General features: G+C 57.8%; 14 protein-coding genes and 1 pseudogene. 12 read left to right on the top strand and 3 right to left on the bottom strand.

Annotated features, from left to right (window positions below):
- From HMPREF9465_RS13835 to HMPREF9465_RS11465, 4 genes and pseudogenes are all read left to right on the top strand, one after another.
- Positions 1-684 (top strand): annotated as a pseudogene (locus HMPREF9465_RS13835) (hypothetical protein); the annotation flags it as partial.
- Positions 685-831: 147 nt separating this feature from the next.
- A complete protein-coding gene (locus HMPREF9465_RS11475) occupies positions 832-2,064 on the top strand; it encodes a Bcr/CflA family efflux MFS transporter (RefSeq protein ID WP_005437172.1) in 1,233 nt (410 codons plus the stop codon).
- Positions 2,065-2,171: 107 nt separating this feature from the next.
- A complete protein-coding gene (locus HMPREF9465_RS11470; RefSeq protein WP_005437168.1) occupies positions 2,172-3,044 on the top strand; it encodes a toxin-antitoxin system YwqK family antitoxin in 873 nt (290 codons plus the stop codon).
- A gap of 115 nt (positions 3,045-3,159) precedes the next feature.
- Entirely contained in the window at positions 3,160-4,359 is a 1,200-nt protein-coding gene (locus HMPREF9465_RS11465) for a hypothetical protein (protein WP_005437166.1), read from the top strand.
- A 68-nt stretch (positions 4,360-4,427) separates the two neighbouring features.
- Here HMPREF9465_RS11465 and HMPREF9465_RS12600 read toward each other — a convergent pair whose 3' ends face one another.
- Positions 4,428-4,970 (bottom strand): tyrosine-type recombinase/integrase, encoded by a 543-nt coding sequence (locus HMPREF9465_RS12600; protein WP_005437163.1) that lies wholly within the window; start codon positions 4,968-4,970, stop codon positions 4,428-4,430.
- Between the two features lie 751 nt (positions 4,971-5,721).
- On the opposite strand from HMPREF9465_RS12600, the gene HMPREF9465_RS11455 reads away from it, so the two are divergent.
- The 8 genes from HMPREF9465_RS11455 to HMPREF9465_RS13545 all read left to right on the top strand — a co-directional run bounded on the left by HMPREF9465_RS11455 (position 5,722) and on the right by HMPREF9465_RS13545 (position 16,591).
- Entirely contained in the window at positions 5,722-5,958 is a 237-nt protein-coding gene (locus tag HMPREF9465_RS11455; protein WP_005437161.1) for a hypothetical protein, read from the top strand.
- A gap of 86 nt (positions 5,959-6,044) precedes the next feature.
- Positions 6,045-7,760, top strand: coding sequence for a transposase (locus tag HMPREF9465_RS11450; protein WP_005437160.1), 1,716 nt, complete (start codon positions 6,045-6,047; stop codon positions 7,758-7,760).
- 45 nt (positions 7,761-7,805) lie between these two features.
- On the top strand, positions 7,806-9,758 hold the full coding sequence (locus HMPREF9465_RS12595; protein WP_051009087.1) for an autotransporter outer membrane beta-barrel domain-containing protein: 1,953 nt from the start codon (positions 7,806-7,808) through the stop codon (positions 9,756-9,758).
- Positions 9,759-10,201: 443 nt separating this feature from the next.
- Positions 10,202-14,194, top strand: coding sequence for a DUF4253 domain-containing protein (locus HMPREF9465_RS11440; RefSeq protein ID WP_005437157.1), 3,993 nt, complete (start codon positions 10,202-10,204; stop codon positions 14,192-14,194).
- A 31-nt stretch (positions 14,195-14,225) separates the two neighbouring features.
- Positions 14,226-14,573, top strand: a complete 348-nt coding sequence (locus HMPREF9465_RS12975; protein WP_005437151.1) for a WG repeat-containing protein — start codon at positions 14,226-14,228, stop codon at positions 14,571-14,573.
- Positions 14,570-14,800, top strand: a complete 231-nt coding sequence (locus HMPREF9465_RS11430; RefSeq protein ID WP_038007940.1) for an immunity 17 family protein — start codon at positions 14,570-14,572, stop codon at positions 14,798-14,800. Before HMPREF9465_RS12975 ends, HMPREF9465_RS11430 begins: the two co-directional genes overlap by 4 nt.
- Positions 14,801-14,813: 13 nt before the next feature.
- Entirely contained in the window at positions 14,814-16,421 is a 1,608-nt protein-coding gene (locus HMPREF9465_RS11425) for a hypothetical protein (protein ID WP_005437148.1), read from the top strand.
- A 29-nt stretch (positions 16,422-16,450) separates the two neighbouring features.
- Positions 16,451-16,591: a hypothetical protein gene (locus HMPREF9465_RS13545; protein WP_005437138.1), complete on the top strand. Its 141-nt coding sequence runs from the start codon at positions 16,451-16,453 to the stop codon at positions 16,589-16,591.
- A gap of 283 nt (positions 16,592-16,874) precedes the next feature.
- Here the strand turns inward: HMPREF9465_RS13545 and HMPREF9465_RS11420 are convergent, their stop codons facing one another.
- Together HMPREF9465_RS11420 and HMPREF9465_RS11415 are read right to left on the bottom strand one after the other, a co-directional pair.
- Positions 16,875-17,510, bottom strand: coding sequence for an RloB family protein (locus HMPREF9465_RS11420; protein WP_005437146.1), 636 nt, complete (start codon positions 17,508-17,510; stop codon positions 16,875-16,877).
- 16 nt (positions 17,511-17,526) lie between these two features.
- The gene (locus HMPREF9465_RS11415; protein WP_005437144.1) at positions 17,527-18,816 is read right to left on the bottom strand and encodes an AAA family ATPase; all 1,290 of its coding nucleotides are present in this window, start codon (positions 18,814-18,816) and stop codon (positions 17,527-17,529) included.
- Between the last annotated feature and the right edge of the window lie 285 nt (positions 18,817-19,101).

The following is a 19,101-nucleotide window of genomic DNA, read 5'->3' as shown; positions in this document are numbered from 1 at the left end:
CTGTACTTTCACTATTTCCGCAACAATGCCCGAGCTGTCATGGAAGCTTCAGCCTTCCACACGAAGCTCAAAAGCTACGAAATGAGTCTTGCAGCCGGCAAGGAAAATGAAATGGACGATGCCGAGCTTGAGTTCGCGCACCGGTACTTCTCGTGGAAGCGTGTTCGAGGCGGAGGCATCAAGGTCATCCCCGACGAAGAGGCCATTCTGGCCGCGCAGAAGGACTTTGGGATTTTCGTCATCCTTTCAAATCTTCATGCGAGCCCGTGGGACGCGCTTCGTCGCTACCGTCGCCGCAACGACATTGAAACCTCGTATCGCGTCGTCAAGTCCGACCTTGACGGGCGAAAGCCCCGAGTCTGGACGATGACCAGCGTACGCGGGAAAGAAATCTGCCGACACGTCGCACTCGGCTACCGTTTCGTGCTGCAGAGCATGATGGAGCGCACGGCTCAGGAAGCCGAGCGGCGAGCCAACGATGAGTCGCTCGGGAAGACTGTGCGGAAGCAGTACGAAAAACTGACCGCCTGGATTCGATCGATGACGCTCAAGCAGTTGCTCGATTGGTTCGACTGCGTGGAAAGAGTCGAGGTGAGGAACAGGGTGGCTCAGTACCGTTGGTCTACGGAGACGACGGCCAGAGACCAGATGTTCCTCGAGCTCTTCTTCGACGAATCTGACTGAGTGTAGATTCCACGGTTTTCAGGATGCGAGCCTTAAGATTTGCGCAAGATTCGCGGATAGAATCGGATCATCCCCGCGCAGTCCGAGGCGTCGTTCGATTCGCCTGCGGCGCATGCGGCAACCACAGCGCACAAGTACAGAACAAAAATGACAGCCATTCACGAAGAGGGCGCGCCTCGAAACTCCCGCGCCTTTCTGATCGTCTTCCTGGCGTTTCTCTCCGCCTTCGGTCCGTTCGTGACCGATTTCTATCTTCCGACGCTTCCTGATCAGACGGCCGACTTCGGCGCGCCCGCCTCGATGGTGCAGCTCGGTCTTTCCGCCACGATGTGGGGGCTTGCCGCCGGGCAGCTCTGGATCGGTCCGCTTTCCGACACCCGCGGGCGAAGGATTCCGCTCGCGGCGAGCCTCGCGGTCTTTTCGCTCGCGACGGCGGGTGCGGTTTTTGCGCCCGACATCGAGACCTTCATCGCGATGCGCTTTCTCGAGGGGCTCGGCGCCTCGGGTGCGGTCGTGATGTCCCGCTCGATTGCGGCCGACCTGCATGCGGGCAGGGAGCTTGCGACCCTGATGGCCGTCGTGGGCGCCATCCAGGGCATTGCGCCCGTCACCGCACCCATGATCGGCGCCCTGATCGCCGAGGCTGCGGGCTGGCGCGAGATCTTCATGCTGCTGCTTGCGATCGGCCTCTCGCTCACGCTGGTGACGCTTTTCGTCTTCAGGGAGTCGCTCTCGAAGGTCCGCGCCCGTCCGAGGGGCTCGGTGGCGGCCTCCTTCGCGCCCCTGATGCGTGATCCGCTCTTTCTTGCGGTCACGGGCCAGCAGTTCTTTTCGTCCGGCATTCTTTTCGGGCACATCTCGGCTTCGCCCTTCATTTTTCAGACGATCTTTGGTCTCAGTCCGAGCGCCTACGGCATGGTCTTCGGCATGCTGGCGCTCTCGATCACGGCGGGCGCCATGGCGAGCTCGAGGTTCGCAAGCCCAGTCTCCGCCATGGAAAAGGGCGCCTTCGGTACGCTGATCGGCGGTGCGCTCACGGCGGCTGCCTTCGCACTCGATGCGCCGCTCCCGGCTGCGATCGCCGCCATGATCGTGATGCTCGTCACGCTTGGCCTCACGCTGCCCTCGGCCATGACCTTCGCGCTCACGCTCCACCGCGAGCGTGCAGGCGCCGCCGCGGCCATTCTCGGCTCCGTCGCCTTCCTGGGCGGCGGGCTCGTCGCACCCTTGACGTCGATCGCCGATCCGCGCGTCTGCGTCTCCGTGATCTTCATCTTCTCCGGCCTCATGCTCGTCCTCATTGCGCTCGCGACCCGCAGGGGGCTTGCCCGCGTGCGCGACCGACAGGCGGGCGAGGCGCTCGAGCTCGTGAAGGATTGATTGCACTCGGACGGTGAATGATGCGGACGGGGCCGTCCGATTTCGTGCGCGGCGCTCCGACTTGTGGCATTCTCTTGAGTTTCCGTACGCAAGTTTCGAGCCCGCCTATGATCAAGAGCCGCCTCACGCTGACGCTTCTCGGCGCCTGCGCCGTTCTCGCCGCCGCCTGGCCCTTCCGCTACCAGCTCTATCTGCATCTGCCGTCAGAACCCGTCCAGAGGCTCGTGGTAAAGGACGGCCTCTATTGGCAGAAGGGAACGGTCTTCAGCGGCCGCATCACCGAAACGGACGTCCTCAAGGGCGGCGGGCTCATCACGATCACGCCCGTGATCGACGGCCTCAGGGAGGGAAGGTCCGTCACGTTCGACGACGGCGAACCCGTGGCCACGGCCGAATGGGTCGCAGGCAGGCTCGAGGGCCCCGCCGTCAGGACCTCACGCAGGACGGGACGCGTTCTCGAGGAAGCCTTCTACAAGGACGGGCGTCTTGACGGCGAACGCAGGCTTTATGGCGAGGACGGCACCTTGCTCAGAAGCGAAACCCATGCGGGCGGCGTGCTCGACGGGATGGTGAGGGAGTTCGCGCCCGACGGCACGAAGCGTCTTGAGGCCGAATACAGGTCGGGGAAGCTCGAGGGAAGAACCCGCCGCTTCAATGAAAAGGGCGTGCTTGTCGAGGAGACGACTTATCTTGTGGGCGTGCGCCAGGGCCCGTTTACGCTCTTTTTCGAGGAGACGGGCGAGCCCGCCGTGTTCGGGAACTACATGAACGACTCCTTTGAAGGGCGCGTGACGACCGTGAGGCCCGACGGCACCCGCGAGATCCGCTCCTACGTGAGGGGTGTTGAGAAGGGACCCGTCGAAATCTACGCGAGGGACGGGAAGAGGATCGACCCGGAGGCGGTGCAGGAGCCTGCCGCCGATGCGCCCGTCGAAGTCCAGGAGGCCGAAGAACACCTGCAGGAGAGGGAGGAGCCTTGAGACGGCGCTCTTCATGGGCACAGGCTGTTACATCCGGACATGAGTCGGACAGTCGCTTTTCCTATAATTTTCAGAATGCCTTCAATCGGAAAACATTCCTGAGAACAACCCGCTCATGAAAAGCGCATCCGTCTTACCCGTCCTCGCGGCCGGCACGATTGCCGCGATTTCCACTTCGGTCTGTGCAGGCTCGAACGGCACCGATGCCGTCATGCGCAGCCTCGACCAGGTCAACCGCATCTACACGCCCGAAAAGACGACGCACACGGAACTTCTCCTGCGTCTCAACGATCTGGGCTGTCACTACCGCGTCAACAACCGCATGAAGGCGGACCCCGAGGACATCATGAAGCACACCTTCGGGTGGTTCTACAGGCTTCTGCCCGACGAGCGCGGCATCGCCAACTGCTTCCCCGTCACGGTCTTCTTCCAGAACAGGGAGGACGGTCGCGACGTGATCGAGATCGACGGCGGCTCGGGCGGCGACCGCAAGGCGCTCATCAACGCGCTCAAGCGACGCTGGGGCGAGCCCCTCACGACGAAGGGCCGCAGGCAGAACGCCCACTACTGGGTCTTCAACGCAGGCGACCGAACCATCGTCCTCAAGGAGATGGGCATCCTGCGCAACTACGAGATCGAGATCCTGCCCGTCTCCTACTATGACGCCGTCAAGCGCCGCATCGAGGAGGAGCAGGCGAAGGCCGAGGCCGCGAAGCAGGCTGAGTTGGCCGCCGCCCAACTTGCGGCCTCGAACCTCAAGGCCGCCGAGAAGGAGGCCCGCGAGCGCGAGGAGCGCATCGCACGCGCCCGTGAGATCGCCCGCACCCATGCCGGACGGCTCTTTGGCATCCTGACGCCGGGTGAAACCGACTTTCTCGTCGCTCAGGCCGAGGCCGAGGCCGCAGGCTGCAGGATCGAGCGCGACGGTTCGCTCGTGAAGACGGGCGAGGGACGCGGCGAGCCGTGCTTCATTCTGCCAGGCCATCCCGCACTTTCCGTCGAGCAGTTCAAGGGCGGACTCGGCTTCATGGTCCGCTACGGCGCGGACGGCAACGGCGTCGACGCCATGCGCATGAAGCTTTCGGCCCTCGGCCCCGTGTCGAGCTACGAAAACCGCGGCTCCATCAACCACTACTGGCAGGACGCGGGCATGACCGTCGTTGAGACGGGCCACGAGCGCCACGGCTCTCCCGTGAGCTTCCTCTTCATCTCCAAGGCCACCTTCGAGAAGGAGCTCGAGCGCATCCTGCAGGAAAAGGCCGAGGCCGAAGCCGAACACAGGCGCGAGAACGAAACGCTGCAGAAGATGTTCTGACGTGCTCCGGCGCCTTTCGCAGTTTTCGAAACGGTCCTCCCGAACTTGGGCAGGACCGTTTGGTTGGGTCAAATGAGGATTTTTCTCGTCGCCTCCTCGACCTCCTCGTCCTCGCGCTTGTCGTAGCGCTGGGTGGTGAGGACGGAGGCGTGGCCCATGGCCTTTCGCACGAGGTTGATGTCGGTGCCTGCGCCGAGAAGCCTCGTCGCGAAGGTTCGTCTGAGGTCGTGAGGTGAGAAGTCCTCGACGCCCGACTGGCTGGAGCGGGTCTTGAGGATCTGGTAGACGGCGGAGGAGGTGATGGAGTGGCCCGTCGAGATCCTGCCGTAGCGGCGCACCGCCAGGAAGACGTTGGGACAGGGATCGCCCGCCCTGGCCTCGAGCCAGACGGCGAGGCGCTTCCATACGGCGTCGGCCACCGCGACGCTGTAATGCCACCAACCGCCGATGAGCTGGCTCTTATCCGTGACTTTTTGAGTCTGAGTGTTGACGGTGAGGGCGGAACCTTCCCCCGCGATGCCCACCTTGTCGCCCAGCGTATGGGTCGCAGCTACGGCTGTACCTGAAGCGAAAAGCGCGCCGACACAGCACGCGATGACAGTCTTTTGCATGTTTCCTCCGAGATTTTGGTTGAAAGAAATTGGAAGAGTTTTTTTCAACGATAGAAAATCTGTGAAGGGGGGGGTAGGGAAAACCCGCATCCGTATTAAAATGGCAACAAAATTGGGAAAACAGCTGGGCTTCTGAGGTGCTTTTACAACACATCGGCTTGAGAAAGCCGTTCGGGTTGCTCCCGTCACGAGAAAGTCGCCTGATTGGGAGGAAGTGGGAGGTGCTATGAAAAGACGTTCTGCGCGGCTTGTACTGGCGAGGACGGAAGTGGAGGCTGGAGAACTTGAGAAATCCGAAACGACATCATCATGTCGAGAAGCTGCGGTTGGTCTTCGGCTAATTTTCGAGCGTCGTCAGCGCGGGAATTCAGGTCCGGCTGGTAGGCTTGAACGATGATGCATGGGCGGAAATCATGAAAAGTCGCGTGCTTCCGATGTCTTGGTGGTTTCTCAGCAGTGCGAAACATCTGTTTCGTTCAACAACGGGAGGCAAACCCCTCTTGACTTTGTGTTTCGAAGATGGGAGTGTTGCGTCTTTGTCAATAGTTAGGGAAAACCCTACCCCCCCCCTCGACAAATAAATTAAATTGAAGTGGCGTTCAGGATGGGTTGCATCCTGAACGCCATATGTCAATTTCATTCAGAAAAACAGTCTGTATAGAGACAAGCACCGTCAGGCCATTTTCAATGGCCGGCTGCCTTTGGAAGCCTTTTCTTGACTTCAAGTCAAGGTACCGAACAGGAGCAGAAAATGCATGAAAAGATTTTGATCCCGCCCGCCGTTCATGACGAACCCCACTTTGCGAAGAAGACCCTCGTTCTGGCCGTTCTCCTCTCCGCGACCTCCATGTTTGCAACTGCGGCCAGCGTTAACGTTGTCACAGGTCAGACCTATCTGGACGATGTCGATGTCAAAGCCCCGGACACCTTTACGAACCTAAAAGTCGTTCAAAACCGTCACGATACTCAAGTGAAAATGACGTTTTGATAGAAAAGTCCGTGAAATACACGGACTTTTTCTTGCTTTCAATAGTGTACGTATGATAGAATATAAGGGCATTATTGGAGATACTCATGGGACGCCCTCTCACTGGAAAAACGCATGTCGGCATTCGCCGCGAAACCCGCTCGAATGGCGACGTCTACGTATACGAACGTGTGACTGGATATGATCCGAAAACTCAGAAAACAAAGACGCTCTCTACCCGACTTTTAGGCAAAATCCTGGCTAGGTCGACCGAAATGATCCCGACCCGCCCCAAAAAGAAGCGTTCCGAAGTTATCGAGGCACCCGTCCAGGCCGTCCGCACCCATGTCGGACTTCAAAAAATCCTCGAGTGGGCAGGTCATGAATCCGGTATTGATGCGGATCTCCAGAGGAGCTTCGAGATCGGCGACGCCCTCAAGTTGAGTTCGATCGCTCGGTACTGGGTCGCGACTGACGGTGACACGTTGCCGCGCATGGAATCATGGCAAGTAATGAATCCGCTACCGTACGGACACCCCATCACTCAGGATGTTTACGGCAAGCTGTTCGCCTCGGTTGGTCGAAATGAATCTGGAGTGCAGTCGTATTTTCAGTGCCGTGGACAAAGAGTCTCGTCGACGGGTTTGAATCTGGCGTTGGACACCACGACTTTCTCGACGTATTCGAAGAATCAAATTGAAGCGCGTCAGGGATTCAACAAGGATGGGGACGGGCTTGATACGATCAAGCTTCTCGTGCTGTACTCTGTGGAAAATCGTCAGCCCGTCGCTTTCAGCAAGCAGCCCGGGAACATCCCTGACAAGATCTCGCTCGCCAATGCGCTTCGGCAGCTTGACATGCTCGATCTGGCGTCGCCGGTCATCGTGGCCGACAACGGGTTCTACAGTCAGGACAACATGACGCATTTTGCCCGCGAGCACACGAAGTTCTTGATGCTCGCCAACAGTACCGACAAGTGGGTTCGCTCGGAAATCGACGCCGCACGCGAAGAGCTCGGGCACTTCAGGAACGTCTGCCCGTTTGACGTCGATGTCAGCGGCGTCATGCGCCGCAGGCAGCACGGGTTCAGCATCGTGCGAAAACGCACGCGCGGGAATTTCGAAGCCGGGGAGACGGAATCGTTTACGCGACGCCTGTACGTCCATGTATTTCACAAACCGGAGGCTGCTCCGATTCAGGAGCGCAGGCTTCGCGAGAGCCTTTTCTCACTCAAGAAGGATCTAGAGGACGGCGTCGAGGAATTTCGGCCGGCTGCCCAGAAACAAATCGACAGCTACCTCACGGTGAAACGTACGGCCAAAGGCGTCAAGGTCGACTTCAAAATGGACGGGATCGAGGAAGCAAAGCGCTATTGGGGGTATTTCGTCCTTGTGAGCAATGAAATCAAGGATCCCTTCGACGCGCTGAAGGCATACCGTTCCCGTGAAAAGATCGAAGAGCTTTTCGCTACGTACAAGGACAGTTTTGATGGGCGAAAGCCGAGGACGTGGTATCCCGAGAATCTGTACGGCAGGCAATTTGCCCAATTCGTTGGTCTGGGCTACCACTGCTTCCTTGCGAAGAGAATCCTTGATGTGAAGAAGGCGCTCTCCGAAAAAGAAACCGAGGGAAAGACGAAGGAGGAGTTGAGTCTCGAAGCAAAGCTGCTCGCTTGGCTCAATCAGCACTCGCTCATTCAAATTTTGGACTGGTTCCGTTGTGTCGACTACGTCGCTGCAACGGGGAATGCCAGTGCATCCAAATGGACAACGGAAACGACGAGACGCGACCAGCTCTTTCTCAAGATGTTGGGCGTGAAGTAATTCGTGGGGGCTTTAGACGACTTTAAGGTTACGAACGCCGGAACGGTGAAAAACCAGACCATCACGGTGGCCGGCAGCTCCAAAGCTGCCTTCTACAATACCGGCATCATCGAGACGGGAACGCTGACGCTTGACGGCATTCAGGGGCTCGAGATCGGTGGCGAGTCCATCACGGCGACCAAGGGCATCGTCGTCAAGGGCATTCCCGGAGTCAACTCTCTAAAGAATATGGTGACGGTTGGGAAAATCGTCACGCCTGAGCTGAAGCTTATAGGCACCGCAAATGAGTACGGTCTCCTCTTCAATTCGACTGAACAGGTCAAGGACATCGACAGGATCTACGTCGAGTGCAACAATGGCCGTACGGGCCTCCTCGTCGAGACGAACAAGACCGTTGCCTTCAATGAAGTCGAGCTTGGCGGCACAGGTACCAAGAATGAAGCTCGCATCGAGGTCGAGGCCGGCGCAACGTCCTCCGTGGAGCAGCTGATCGCCTCAACGACTCAGGCAAAGGTTCAGGTGGACGGCACAGGCGAGATCAAGATCAGGAACGTCGCCATCAAGGACGGTGCGAAGCTGGGCATCCAGACATGGGCACCCGGCAAAGAAGAGAACACGACGGATGTCGCAACCGTTGAACTTGGGAGCGTCGTTGTCGGCGAAAACGCTTCTCTCGTCACGCAGCTCTATGATAAGGCCCAGCCCGGCGTGACATACGTCGGTGCTCCGACCTTCACGCTCGAAAAGGGCGCCATGGTCGACCTGAGCTCTGCATCCAAGGATGACGGCAAGCCTGCGAAGGCCAGGCTCGAAGCCAAGGCCGTCACCTTCGTCGTCGAGGACGCCTCTGCCGCGACCGTTTACGTGCCCGTGGCCGAAAACGTGAATGACAATACCGTGATGACCGTCAAGGGCGCGGCTGCAAACAACACGGGTGATGCCGGGGCCGACCTGAAGGCCCTGAGCACGATCGTCAAGACCGCCAAGACGGATACGAAGGGCGTTGCGGGCGTTACGCTCGAACAGGAGGCGAGCGAAATCTTTGACGGCGCTACGGGCGTGACGGATGAAAACGGCTCCATCACCGGCGTCAAGGTGCAGGCAAATCCCGCCACGCACGGCATTGCCGAGATGACGGCTCTCGGCCTGCAGATCTGGCGCAACGAGATCAACGACATGAACAAGCGCCTCGGCGAGTTGCGCGATTCCGCTGACGATGCCAACGGCGTCTGGGCACGTGTCTACACGGGCAAGGCAAAGTACGGCAACTTGGGCGTGACGAACAAGTACACGTCCTTCCAGTTCGGCTATGACCGTCAGGTCGTGCCCGGCATGTGGCTTGGCGGTGCCATCTCCTACACGGACGGCAACAACGACTTCGCCAACGGCGACGGCGACAGCGAAACGTATGCCTTCACGGGCTACGGTTCCTGGCTCGCCGACAACGGCATGTTCGTGGATGTGACCGGCAAGGTCGGTCGCCTGAAGAACAGCTTTGACATCTCGACCACGCTGAGCACGGCTTCGGGAAGCTACAACACGAACGCGTTCTCGCTCTCCGCCGAAGCGGGTTGGCGCCTCCATCCGCTCGACAACAGCCTTTACGTCGAGCCGCAGGTCGAAATGATGTACGGTCGCGTGCTCGATGCCGACTACACGACGTCCATGGGCGTTGCCGTCGAGCATGAGGCCGTCGATACGCTCATCGGTAGAGTCGGTTTCGTGCTTGGTCTGAAGTGCCCGAACAATCGCGGCAACACCTATGTTCGCGCTTCGATCCTCCATGACTGGCAGGGTGACGCCGAGTCGACGTTCACGAAGGGCGGTCAGACGAAGCGCATCTCCGAAGAGCTCGGTGACACCTGGCTTGAATACGGTGTCGGCGCGAACTTCAATGCCACGAAGAACCTGCATCTCTATGCAGACCTTGAAGCCACCGAAGGGGCCAAGGTCGAGACGTCGTACAGGTTCAATCTGGGCGCACGCTGGTCGTTCTGAGGGTTATTGACCTTTGGGGCGCTTGATGAATAAAGGCAGGAGCAGTCCGAGACCTGATTCCTGCCTTGCAGTCGCCGCGCGAGACGGGGCAACCCGTCAGCGCGGCACTTTTGTTTTCGAAGATGCTTCAGTTGACCTGATCCGCCTCCTCGCGTGTCTTTTCAGCGAGTCCGCTTTGGCATCTCCATCACCTCAACGCTCCCTTGGGAGAGGAAATGGAATTGGCTTTCTGTAAGCGAAATTCGGGTTAGCCCCGTCTTGCATGGGAGAAAGGTTGTGTGATAAAAAATGAATCGCATTGTCTTTCGTTTGACACCATGAAGACGAAATCCGCAGCGCGAAGCATTCGGCGACCGCCTTTGGGATGAGCCCGTCAAGTACTGCTCATGTCCGGAGAACGTTCGCCTGAACGACCAATTTGCCGCTTGTTGTCGGGAGGGAGTATGACGCTACTCGAAAAATGCCGGAAATGGCACGAAGCCGGACAGTTTCCCAAAATCATCGAGGCGCTTGAAGCGCTCGGAGAAGACGGACGAACGCCGGAACTTGCAAGCGAGCTGGCTCGCGCCTACAACAACGAGGCGGATCCGAACACGAGCGAGGGTCGCCTCATGCTTCACCGGGCGATTGAGCTTCTTGAGCCGCACGAGGAGGCACTTGGTGCAACCTATCTGTGGAACTTCCGCCTGGGCTATGCCTACTACTATCTCGACCAGGAAGGGCGCGCGCTTTCACGGTTCCGACGGGCGCACGAAGCCAAACCCGAGGACGAGGATGCCAAAGAATTCATGGAGGACTGTCTCAAGCGCGTGACGTTGCCGTTCTTCCGGGTTCCCTTCAGGGAGCGCACGCAGAAGGCCTGGACGGCCTTCGAAGGCGAGGAGGCGGAGATCCGCGCCATGATGGATGCTGACAAGACGCATGAGAGAGGCGAAGAGATCGTCGATCGCATCGAGCGCATTCTCCGGCTTGCGTTTGAGGACGTTTCGTTCGAGGTCGGCTTCAATGGCGTCAAGCATGAGCTCATTCTGACGCCTGAAGGCAACCGGATGAAGCTCTTCGAGCTCGTCTACTTCCGAAGCCATGCGCCCGCATCCGTCCTGAGGCACTGGGAGATCACGCTTGGTCGTCGTGGGACGTCGGGCAATGAGCTTCATGCCGGCGGCGTCAGGATCGGCGGTGAAGACGTGCAGGCCTGGCTTGAGCCCGACGACGATGCGTTCAAGCTCTCCGTCTTCTGCGCCAGGCTTGCGGATCTGAAGGCAAAGGAGGAGGGACGTGCCTGGTGGATGCTCACGACGCTCACCGACCAGCTGCTCGGCGAAATTCCGCACATGCGCTGGATCAACGACTTCGAGCTCCTTGATGCGCCCAGGGCGGTGCCGGGTTTTCTTCTGAGCGATCTGCCGGACAAACTGAGGGAGCTCGGCAAGGACCTGGCGCTCGACGCCGAGACGCTGCTTGAGAACAGTTATGTCGGCTACACGCGCGAGCCTGATCCGGACCCCGACGCCGACTGGCGTCTTGACGTCATCGCCGGTTCCACGGCCTGCCCGCCTCTCATCAATGGCTATATGAGTGCGGACGATGAGACGATGGATGCACTTCATTCCGATGGCGTGACGGCGGGATTCATCGCCTTTTCGCTCGATGGCTTTACGGGCGAGAATCGGACGCAGAGGATCTTTGCTTTCCGTGAGGCGCTGGAGGCGAAGCTCGAAAAGGCGTGCGGACCCGATGTCGTCAGGATGGTCGGCGGCGCTACCGGCGTGCATTTCGGCTATGTCGACTTCATGGCCTGGGATCTGCAGCCCGTGTTGTTCGAAGCCCGGGCGTTTCTTGAGGCATCGGACGTGCCGGCGGCGAGCTTTCACGTCTTTCGCCGCGAAGTGGGATCCGTTCCGCTCAAGTCTCCCGACGATCGGGCGGATGCCGGCGAGGATGACGATGATGAACCGCTCGACTATCGTCCCGAGATGGCGGAAGCCTTCCATGCCCGGATTCAAAAATGGAATGACGATGACGAATACACGCGTTGCATTCGTGCGCTCGATGGCGTTCCAACGCAATATCGTGACTACCGGCATGCCTATGCTCTGGCGCGTGCGCTCGAGAACTATGCGGTTCTCGGCGACGGGCAGTACGGCTGTCCGCGTGACAAGGCTCGGGAAGCCCTGAGGCGCGCCATCGGCGTACTGGAATCGGTCCGCGAGGAAGGCCTCGACAGGGCGGAGTGGCACATGCGCATGGCCTACGGCTACCAGTACCTGACGGGAGAGGAGGAAAAGGCCATTCCTTATGCCAGAACCTGGGCTCAGCTCGATCCTGAGGATGACGATGCGCCGTGCGTCATCCGCGAATGTGAAAAAGCGGTTGAGGCCCGTTGTAAGAACGACGGGAAGCCCGTTGACAGAAAGGGCGTCTTCCTCGGCTTCGTGCTGCTTGAGAAGGCGCATTGGGACAAGGGCAGGCTGATCGCCGATCTGAAGGCCGAATGGGACATCGACGTTTCCGAGGAGGACAAGGACGACAGGAAGGACAACGGGGATTCGCTGGTGTTCGAGGCGGGCGACATGATCGCCGCAGTGAGCCTGATGCACGGCCCGGTGCCGGGGGGAGAGGCGGAGGACAATGCCGAAAACAACTACATGTGGCCCGATGCCGTCAAAGCCGCACAAAGCCATGCCGCCCACATCATGGTGACCGTGCTGGGAAAGGAGACGGACGTACGTCTGCGCGGGCAGTTCTTCGTGAAGCTCGCTGCCGCCTGCTGTCGTCAACCGGGTGTCCTCGGCGTATACACGTCGGGCGTTGTCTTTGAGCCGTCGTTTTATGCCGACATGGCGGGCGTCATGAAGGAAGGCGAACTCCCGCTCAACAACTGGATTTGGTTCGGGCTCCATCGAAGAGAAGGCGGCGTCTGCGGGTATACCTACGGCATGGACGTCTTCGGCAAGGAGGAGCTGGAGGTGCTCGATGCGGATGCCGATCCGCTGGCGGTCAGGGAATTTCTTGTCAGTCTGGCGGGCTATGTGATCGGTTCGGACGTCACTCTCAATGATGGCGAGACGATCGGCTTTTCCCAAGGCGACAGGCATCGCATCACCCGCAGTCCGGGCGTGGCGCTTCCGGACCAACCGACGCTCAAGGTGTCCTTCGAGCAGAATGAGATTCTGCTCGACGAGGCCGCTCCTCATCTGGAGAGCATTCGTGAGAAGTGTCTCCCTGTCGACGAACTCAATGCCTTCAGTCATCTGGCGATTTATCTGCGCTGGTGCATCGAGCACGACCTCATGAGCGAGTCATTCTGCAGACGCTGGCCCGATATTGTTGAGGCCGTGAGGACGAATCCGGCCGAGGCGTGCCTGCGCGAATGGCTCCGAGACAAGCTCAAGGGCGAACTGCATGCTTCAATCTTCAACGAGCGCGGCGCGGACTTTGCCTGCTACTACTACGGTGCCCTTCACGAGTACACGCCGCACTATACGATGGATGTCGACATCCATGCCGTTTCCAGAATAGGCGTGGAGAGGAACTTTTCGGATGAGATTCAGGACGAAGCGTATCTGTTCCTTCCGTTTGATGAAGACTATTATCGAGAAATGGCCCGGATCATCGAGCGGCGGTACGAGAATTGGGCCGGACAGCGCTTTGACGACTCGACGCTTGCGCCTTCCGAAACGGCCGAGGCGCTGATGGCGTATCTCGACTGCGAGTGCACCTATTTTCCGTCGATGGCGGACGATGATCCGATAATGTGCGCTTTCGAGTATGCCGGGAAAAATGCAGCGCACGAAGGATTCGTTCCCATGCTCATTGCAGTCGACGAAACACTCTGGGAATGCCTCATGCTCAATTCCGATCCGGCTCATGAGGGAGATGACGATCATGCCTTTGATCCGGATGCGGTAGCCGCCTACCGGCAATCGCAGCTCGCCGCACCCCTGCCCGACGGCAGGATGGTTCTGGAGGACGGCATGGCAGAGCGCCGCGCAGAAGCGGAGGACGATTCCAAGGATTGGGACACGGAAGTCGTCGGCCGCATGGAGGGCGGCTTCAACAACCATCGGTTCTCCGGATATTGGAACAGCGAGACGGACATGACGCATCCGGTCATCCTCGCGAGAATTCCGGTCCGGCATCCTTGGGAGGTGTTTGCCCATCTGCCGTTCGGCAACTGGAATGACTGTCCGGATACGCCGCAGCTCATGGCGGTCGCCAGGTACTGGTTCGAAAAATTCGGTGCCGTGCCAGCCGTCATGACTCATGACGAGCTCGACTTCGCGCTTCCGAAACCGATCGGCCGGGAGCTTGCCGTGCAGACTGCACTTGAGCAGTATGCGTTCTGTCCCGACATGGATCAGAATCATGAGTCCGTCGGGGCACTCGCGGATACGCTCCGGCAGTCCAAAATCTGGTATTTCTGGTGGGATTAGCTGTATATCTGCGGACAAAGGAGGGCGCGTCATGAAGGTCCGGCAATGGGCATGGCTTCTACTCGCGGGGGCGGTCGCTCCGTTTGTCTTCGACAATGGCCCCGATCCCGTCTCCGACGGGCTCTATCGAGTCGTGGATGACCACGGTCGCATCGGCTATGCCGATGCATACGGCGTCGTTCGCATCGCGCCCCGATTTGCCTTTGGTCTGCCTTTTGCGAACGGCGTTGCCAGGGTGACCTTGAGCGGTCATCCTGCGGCAGTGCCTGGGTCGGAAGGAGAATATCATCGATGGGAGGACGGCGACTGGTTCTGCATTAACAAGTCCGGCTCAATCGTCAAATGCCCGTCGTCATCGGATCATGGGAGCCGGCCGTGAAAGCCTTTGTCGAGAAACTGTTCGTCGAATGGAACGACGTCATATGCCTTCTGTTCGGAAGCCTCTGCATCCTCGGTGCGATCCGTGACTGGAACTGGCTGTGCGATCCGACGGGCAAGCCTCATGCGCCGCTTCTGACGCGCGGGCTGCTCCGTGCGGTCTTCCTCATGCTCGGAACCATTCTGGTCGTCTGCAGCGTGTGGCTGCTAGTCAAAAGGCTGCAATGAGGAGAAATATCAAATGACGATGAACTTCAACAGGAAAACCTGCATGCGGCTGGCTGCCGGCACCGTTCTTTGCGGCGGTGCCGCGTTGGGCGGCTTCCTTTGGTGGCAGCTTCAGGCGTTCGACCGGATGACGGACAGCCGCCTCGAGCGCGGCATGGGTTTGTTCGCGCTTGAGCTTGAGCGCCGGGACGGCGGTCTTCTGCAGCGCGATCTGGTGCTGCGCCTGGGATTTCGCACGGAAGACGGCCTGACCGAATCCTTTCTGGTTATGAACGGTCGCTTCAGACCGGGACTCCGGCCTTCGGTCAGCTTCGAGCCCGTAGCGAATTCGGATCCGGATGCTGCGATTCTCGTCAAGGCTGATCCTCGGATTCGGTTCGTCTTCAGTCCCTTGATGAGTCCGGAAGAGGCTGAGGTTGTCTGGCGCGGTGCGTCGGATGAAAAGGAGACGATCGGCGACGGCCGTGTCACGGCTGACATCGGCTTTGATCGCGCGCGCCGTGCGTTGACGGGGCTGACTGTCTCCGGACGGCTGGGGGCCTCCGAAAGCCGATGGGAGGGTGGTCATGTCAAGAGTGCTGAGAAGACCTTCGAGTACGTCTATGCAGAGTCGCCCCTCAAGTTTGCCTTTTCCTATTCGTCCGCAGGTGATTTTGTCAAGGGCGAGCTCATGCCGCTCGGCATGGGGCCCTTGAGCTACAGCCTCACGGTGACGCCTGAGAAGGAGGCAGGTCGCCTGCGTAATGCGACCGAGTTCAAGTTCGACATTCGGGACGTCAACATCAACGATTCGGAGCTGCCGGTTTTCGACCTGCGGTTTGATGCCGGCCTGTACACGCCTCCGAATGTCTGGCTGCCGTGCCTCTCAGCGCATTTCGTACTTGGCTCGGATATGGCGGAGCTGCCCGGCATCTGTCCCGACGGCAGCATGACGGATATTTTCGCCGCTTCGATGCAGGGAAATGTGGAGGGGACAGTCCGTGACTTCCGGTTGGCCTGGGCCGGCGCCGAATTGACGCTCAAGGGCAGTTTCGTCAACCATGGGCTCCCCGGGGGAAAGTTTGAGACCTGGGTCTCTTTTGTCGATACCGGCAAAGGACCGGTGCCGGGTTCGGTTGATGCGCTCAACCGCGATCTGCGTCAGTATGTCGAAGCGCTGGAGAAGGAGGGCGCTGTGAAACGGGTCGGCGAGGATGCCTACGAAACGACGCTCGAATTCCGCCTCACGCCCGAAGGCATTCTCAAGACGACCGCCAACGGACGGGACATGGACGAGAGCAAGGCCGACTTCCATTGGGGGCTGCCCTCGACTGAGCCCAGCGAAATCATCATCAAGATTTCGCCCAAGGCCGAACCGTATCTGACGAAGGGCGTGGATGCCGCCGTTGTCGAGCCGATCGAGAAGCTGCTCACGGGACTTGATGCTGTGCAGCGCTGGTCGTCGACCCGGAATGAGTACGGGGCACAGGTGCTGGTGATCACGGTCGATGACTTCGCCAGGGCGCCCGAGGTCGTGGAAGCGTTGGACGTTCGGCTTGAGCAAATCAAGGAGGTCGTGCAGGACGCTGTCGTAATGGAAATGCGCTTTGCACCCGAGGCAATGCCGGCGGAGTGGGAATGAAATGCAAAATATCAAGTGAGAGGTGAGTCATGAACGGTGTTGTCATGCTCGTCGCAGTGCTGGTGACGCTTGTTGCTCTGAAGCAGATCATCGATCGCGACTGGATGGGACTTCTTCTCACTGTGGTTGCCCTTCTTCTCGTTTTCGGGACTGGCGTTCGGCGAGGCTGACCAGAATCCGCGAGAGCAATAAGCACCTGAGGAAGCTCTTCAAAAGTACCCTGAACAATCGTTTGTGCAGTAATTTAGCCTGTGTAATAGATGAAAGTTCTCGAGGCGTAAAATTAAAGAGGGCTTTTGAAGAGCTTCCCTGAAGGAATAATTCGGAATGTTATAAAGGCCGTAAATGTAGGCGGTCATTATTTGGCATATTTTACTAACCTATTTGCTGAGACAAATAATAAGCAAACCACCCGATAGGGTGCTTACTCCTCGGCGACGAGAATGTGGTTGCTCATGGTGTCGTGTCCGTCATTGTTGGGGCCAATTCGAGCAGATGCTCGATGAGCTCGTACACCTGAGTTTGTGCCGCATGTCCATTGCGTACACGCAGTCTGGCGTTCGAGATGGCCTCTTGAACATTACTCCAGGTGAAAAGATTGTCGGGCAGATGCTTGTTGTAATTTTGAATGATGGTTTTCAGCTTTTCGTCGATTTCCTTGGAGGTTGAAATGCCGTTCGCTTTCTCGAAATGCAGGAGAACCCAGAGTTCGAACTTCGGGATGCTCTGTAGCACCTTGTAGATCGACACGGCCTGACGGATGCCCTTTCCTTCTTTCAACTCCTCAACGTGCGAAGCCGGCCAGTCATCCTGATCAATCAGCACCCAAATTTCGTTGGATCTTTTGTCACCGAACAGTTTCGCACCGCGTCGCATGGCATCCAGAATTTTGCGAGGCGAGGACTTTCCTTTGGACGGCTTGATCGACAGTCGAAATTCGGGGTGGACCGGAATGATCTCCCGACAGAAGGCGTTCAAATATTCTTTTTCTGTAATTTCGCCTTCTGTGTAAACATGCAGATGCTTTATGTACGCACGCGCTGGTACGCCGCGATTGAAGCGTTTGTTCAGTGAGACTGTCCTGGCCATGCTTGAACTCCAAAATTCAGAGGATTGTAGGAACGGCCCCCATCAGGCCGTTCAGATAGACTTTGCGAATATTTCTATCGCTTCTGATTTTTTTGAAGTCCCTGAATGAATAAAGAATGGAAGCGCCATCGGGGTTTTTATCGATTCCCCACAATTCGTCACGACGGAAAAGGTCCTGCGTCAGGATGTTGACGTCGTGCGTAGTGAAAATGAGCTGATTGCGGCTGTCGGCATGGCATACGTCCAAAAAGTATTTCAGAAGCCATTCCAGCAACTGGGTATGCAAGCTTCGATCCAATTCGTCGATGACGAAAACAGTCCCCTGCGCTTCCTTCAGCTTTGCAAAGGCGGGGATGAGATCCAAAAGTCTCTTCGTACCATCGGATTCTTCATTCAGCTGAAATCGGATGTTCTCGCCGTGAAGGTTTTTATGAATGGCAAGGAGCTTTTCGAAAACCAGTTCATCATTTTCCATTCGAACGATGATGTCATTGCTTCTATAGACGTCGTCTGGGTGACTCATTTTTTGTTTGATATCGTTCAATAACGTTTTAGGCAACGAAGAGTCAATGTCGGCCAGTTTGACTGTTTCGAAATGATCGATGCCGGTGCCCAAAATGCGCATCAATTTGATGGTGTGTTCGCTGAGTACATCTCCAGGATCAGCCAAACGTTGAATTGAAATAAATTCACTGTTAGGGCTGATGACAGTCAATTTGGATTCGAACCAATCGTAGAGCGGGCGCAGCTTGACCATGTTCAGTTGAACGGCATTGGTCAGAAAAAGCTGATTGCTACGGGTAGCCTTAGCAATGAAATTCAGAAAATCAATCTCTTCCTGATTGAAGTAGTCGGTGTCGTAGGACATCGCCTGCCCATCAATGCGGGTAAAGACGTCGTAGGCTGTGCACGAATTCTGCATAATCAGGCGTTCCTCCAGAATTTTTTCCGGAAGCAAGCTGATTTCGTATGTGTAGATGAGTCCGTCGATCAGAACGTCAATGGCAAAACGGCTGGGTTTGGTCAGCCATTCCGTTTCCAGCCTGAAGCGTTCGAGTGCAATCTTCTGCGATTGATTTTGTGTTCCTTGGAGAACTAAATATTGAAGAAAAGCCAGTGCTTCAATGAATTTAGTTTTGCCTGATGCATTGGCGCCATAGATGGCAGAAATCGGCAGGAGCTTCAGGCGGTATTTCGCAATTGCAGGGAGACGGTCAGAATGCTGCTTCTCGGAGGCAGCCGTCATGTTTAAGGTCGCCCGTTCGCGGAAGGAACGCCAATTTTCGACAGAAAACGTCATGATCATGGTGAAGCAGTCCTGAGAAATGAAGGTTTAAAGAGGATCTTCCAACATTTTAGGAGAAAAATTCTCCTGACGTGTGTTTTTTTTGGCAAGGTTTAGTACAGCTCCCGGGCCTCGTCAGATCCCAGTGTGCGCGGTAGATCGTCAAGCAAATGCCGAGCAAGTCGTTGGGCCGGGCACAGCCCGAGAGCGTCAGAAATTTTGTGTCCATGGGATAATCGGAGCCCGCCAAACGGGTGCATCCAATGAACACGAACACCAAACGCAATTCTCGTAAGAAGTCCACCA

Origin of the sequence: Sutterella wadsworthensis 2_1_59BFAA, from assembly GCF_000297775.1 — a bacterium.
GTDB classification, from domain to species: Bacteria; Pseudomonadota; Gammaproteobacteria; order Burkholderiales; family Burkholderiaceae_F; genus Sutterella; species Sutterella wadsworthensis_A.
The sequence above is the reverse complement of the archived record's forward strand: the minus strand, read 5'-3'. Positions and strand labels throughout refer to the sequence as shown.

Coding starts and splice junctions, on each gene's coding strand:
- HMPREF9465_RS11475 (WP_005437172.1), top strand. CDS start 832: ATGACAGCCATTCACGAAGAGGGCGCGCCTCGAAACTCCCGCGCCTTT.
- HMPREF9465_RS11470 (WP_005437168.1), top strand. CDS start 2,172: ATGATCAAGAGCCGCCTCACGCTGACGCTTCTCGGCGCCTGCGCCGTT.
- HMPREF9465_RS11465 (WP_005437166.1), top strand. CDS start 3,160: ATGAAAAGCGCATCCGTCTTACCCGTCCTCGCGGCCGGCACGATTGCC.
- HMPREF9465_RS12600 (WP_005437163.1), bottom strand. CDS start 4,970: ATGCAAAAGACTGTCATCGCGTGCTGTGTCGGCGCGCTTTTCGCTTCA.
- HMPREF9465_RS11455 (WP_005437161.1), top strand. CDS start 5,722: ATGCATGAAAAGATTTTGATCCCGCCCGCCGTTCATGACGAACCCCAC.
- HMPREF9465_RS11450 (WP_005437160.1), top strand. CDS start 6,045: ATGGGACGCCCTCTCACTGGAAAAACGCATGTCGGCATTCGCCGCGAA.
- HMPREF9465_RS11440 (WP_005437157.1), top strand. CDS start 10,202: ATGACGCTACTCGAAAAATGCCGGAAATGGCACGAAGCCGGACAGTTT.
- HMPREF9465_RS12975 (WP_005437151.1), top strand. CDS start 14,226: ATGAAGGTCCGGCAATGGGCATGGCTTCTACTCGCGGGGGCGGTCGCT.
- HMPREF9465_RS11425 (WP_005437148.1), top strand. CDS start 14,814: ATGACGATGAACTTCAACAGGAAAACCTGCATGCGGCTGGCTGCCGGC.
- HMPREF9465_RS13545 (WP_005437138.1), top strand. CDS start 16,451: ATGAACGGTGTTGTCATGCTCGTCGCAGTGCTGGTGACGCTTGTTGCT.
- HMPREF9465_RS11420 (WP_005437146.1), bottom strand. CDS start 17,510: ATGGCCAGGACAGTCTCACTGAACAAACGCTTCAATCGCGGCGTACCA.
- HMPREF9465_RS11415 (WP_005437144.1), bottom strand. CDS start 18,816: ATGATCATGACGTTTTCTGTCGAAAATTGGCGTTCCTTCCGCGAACGG.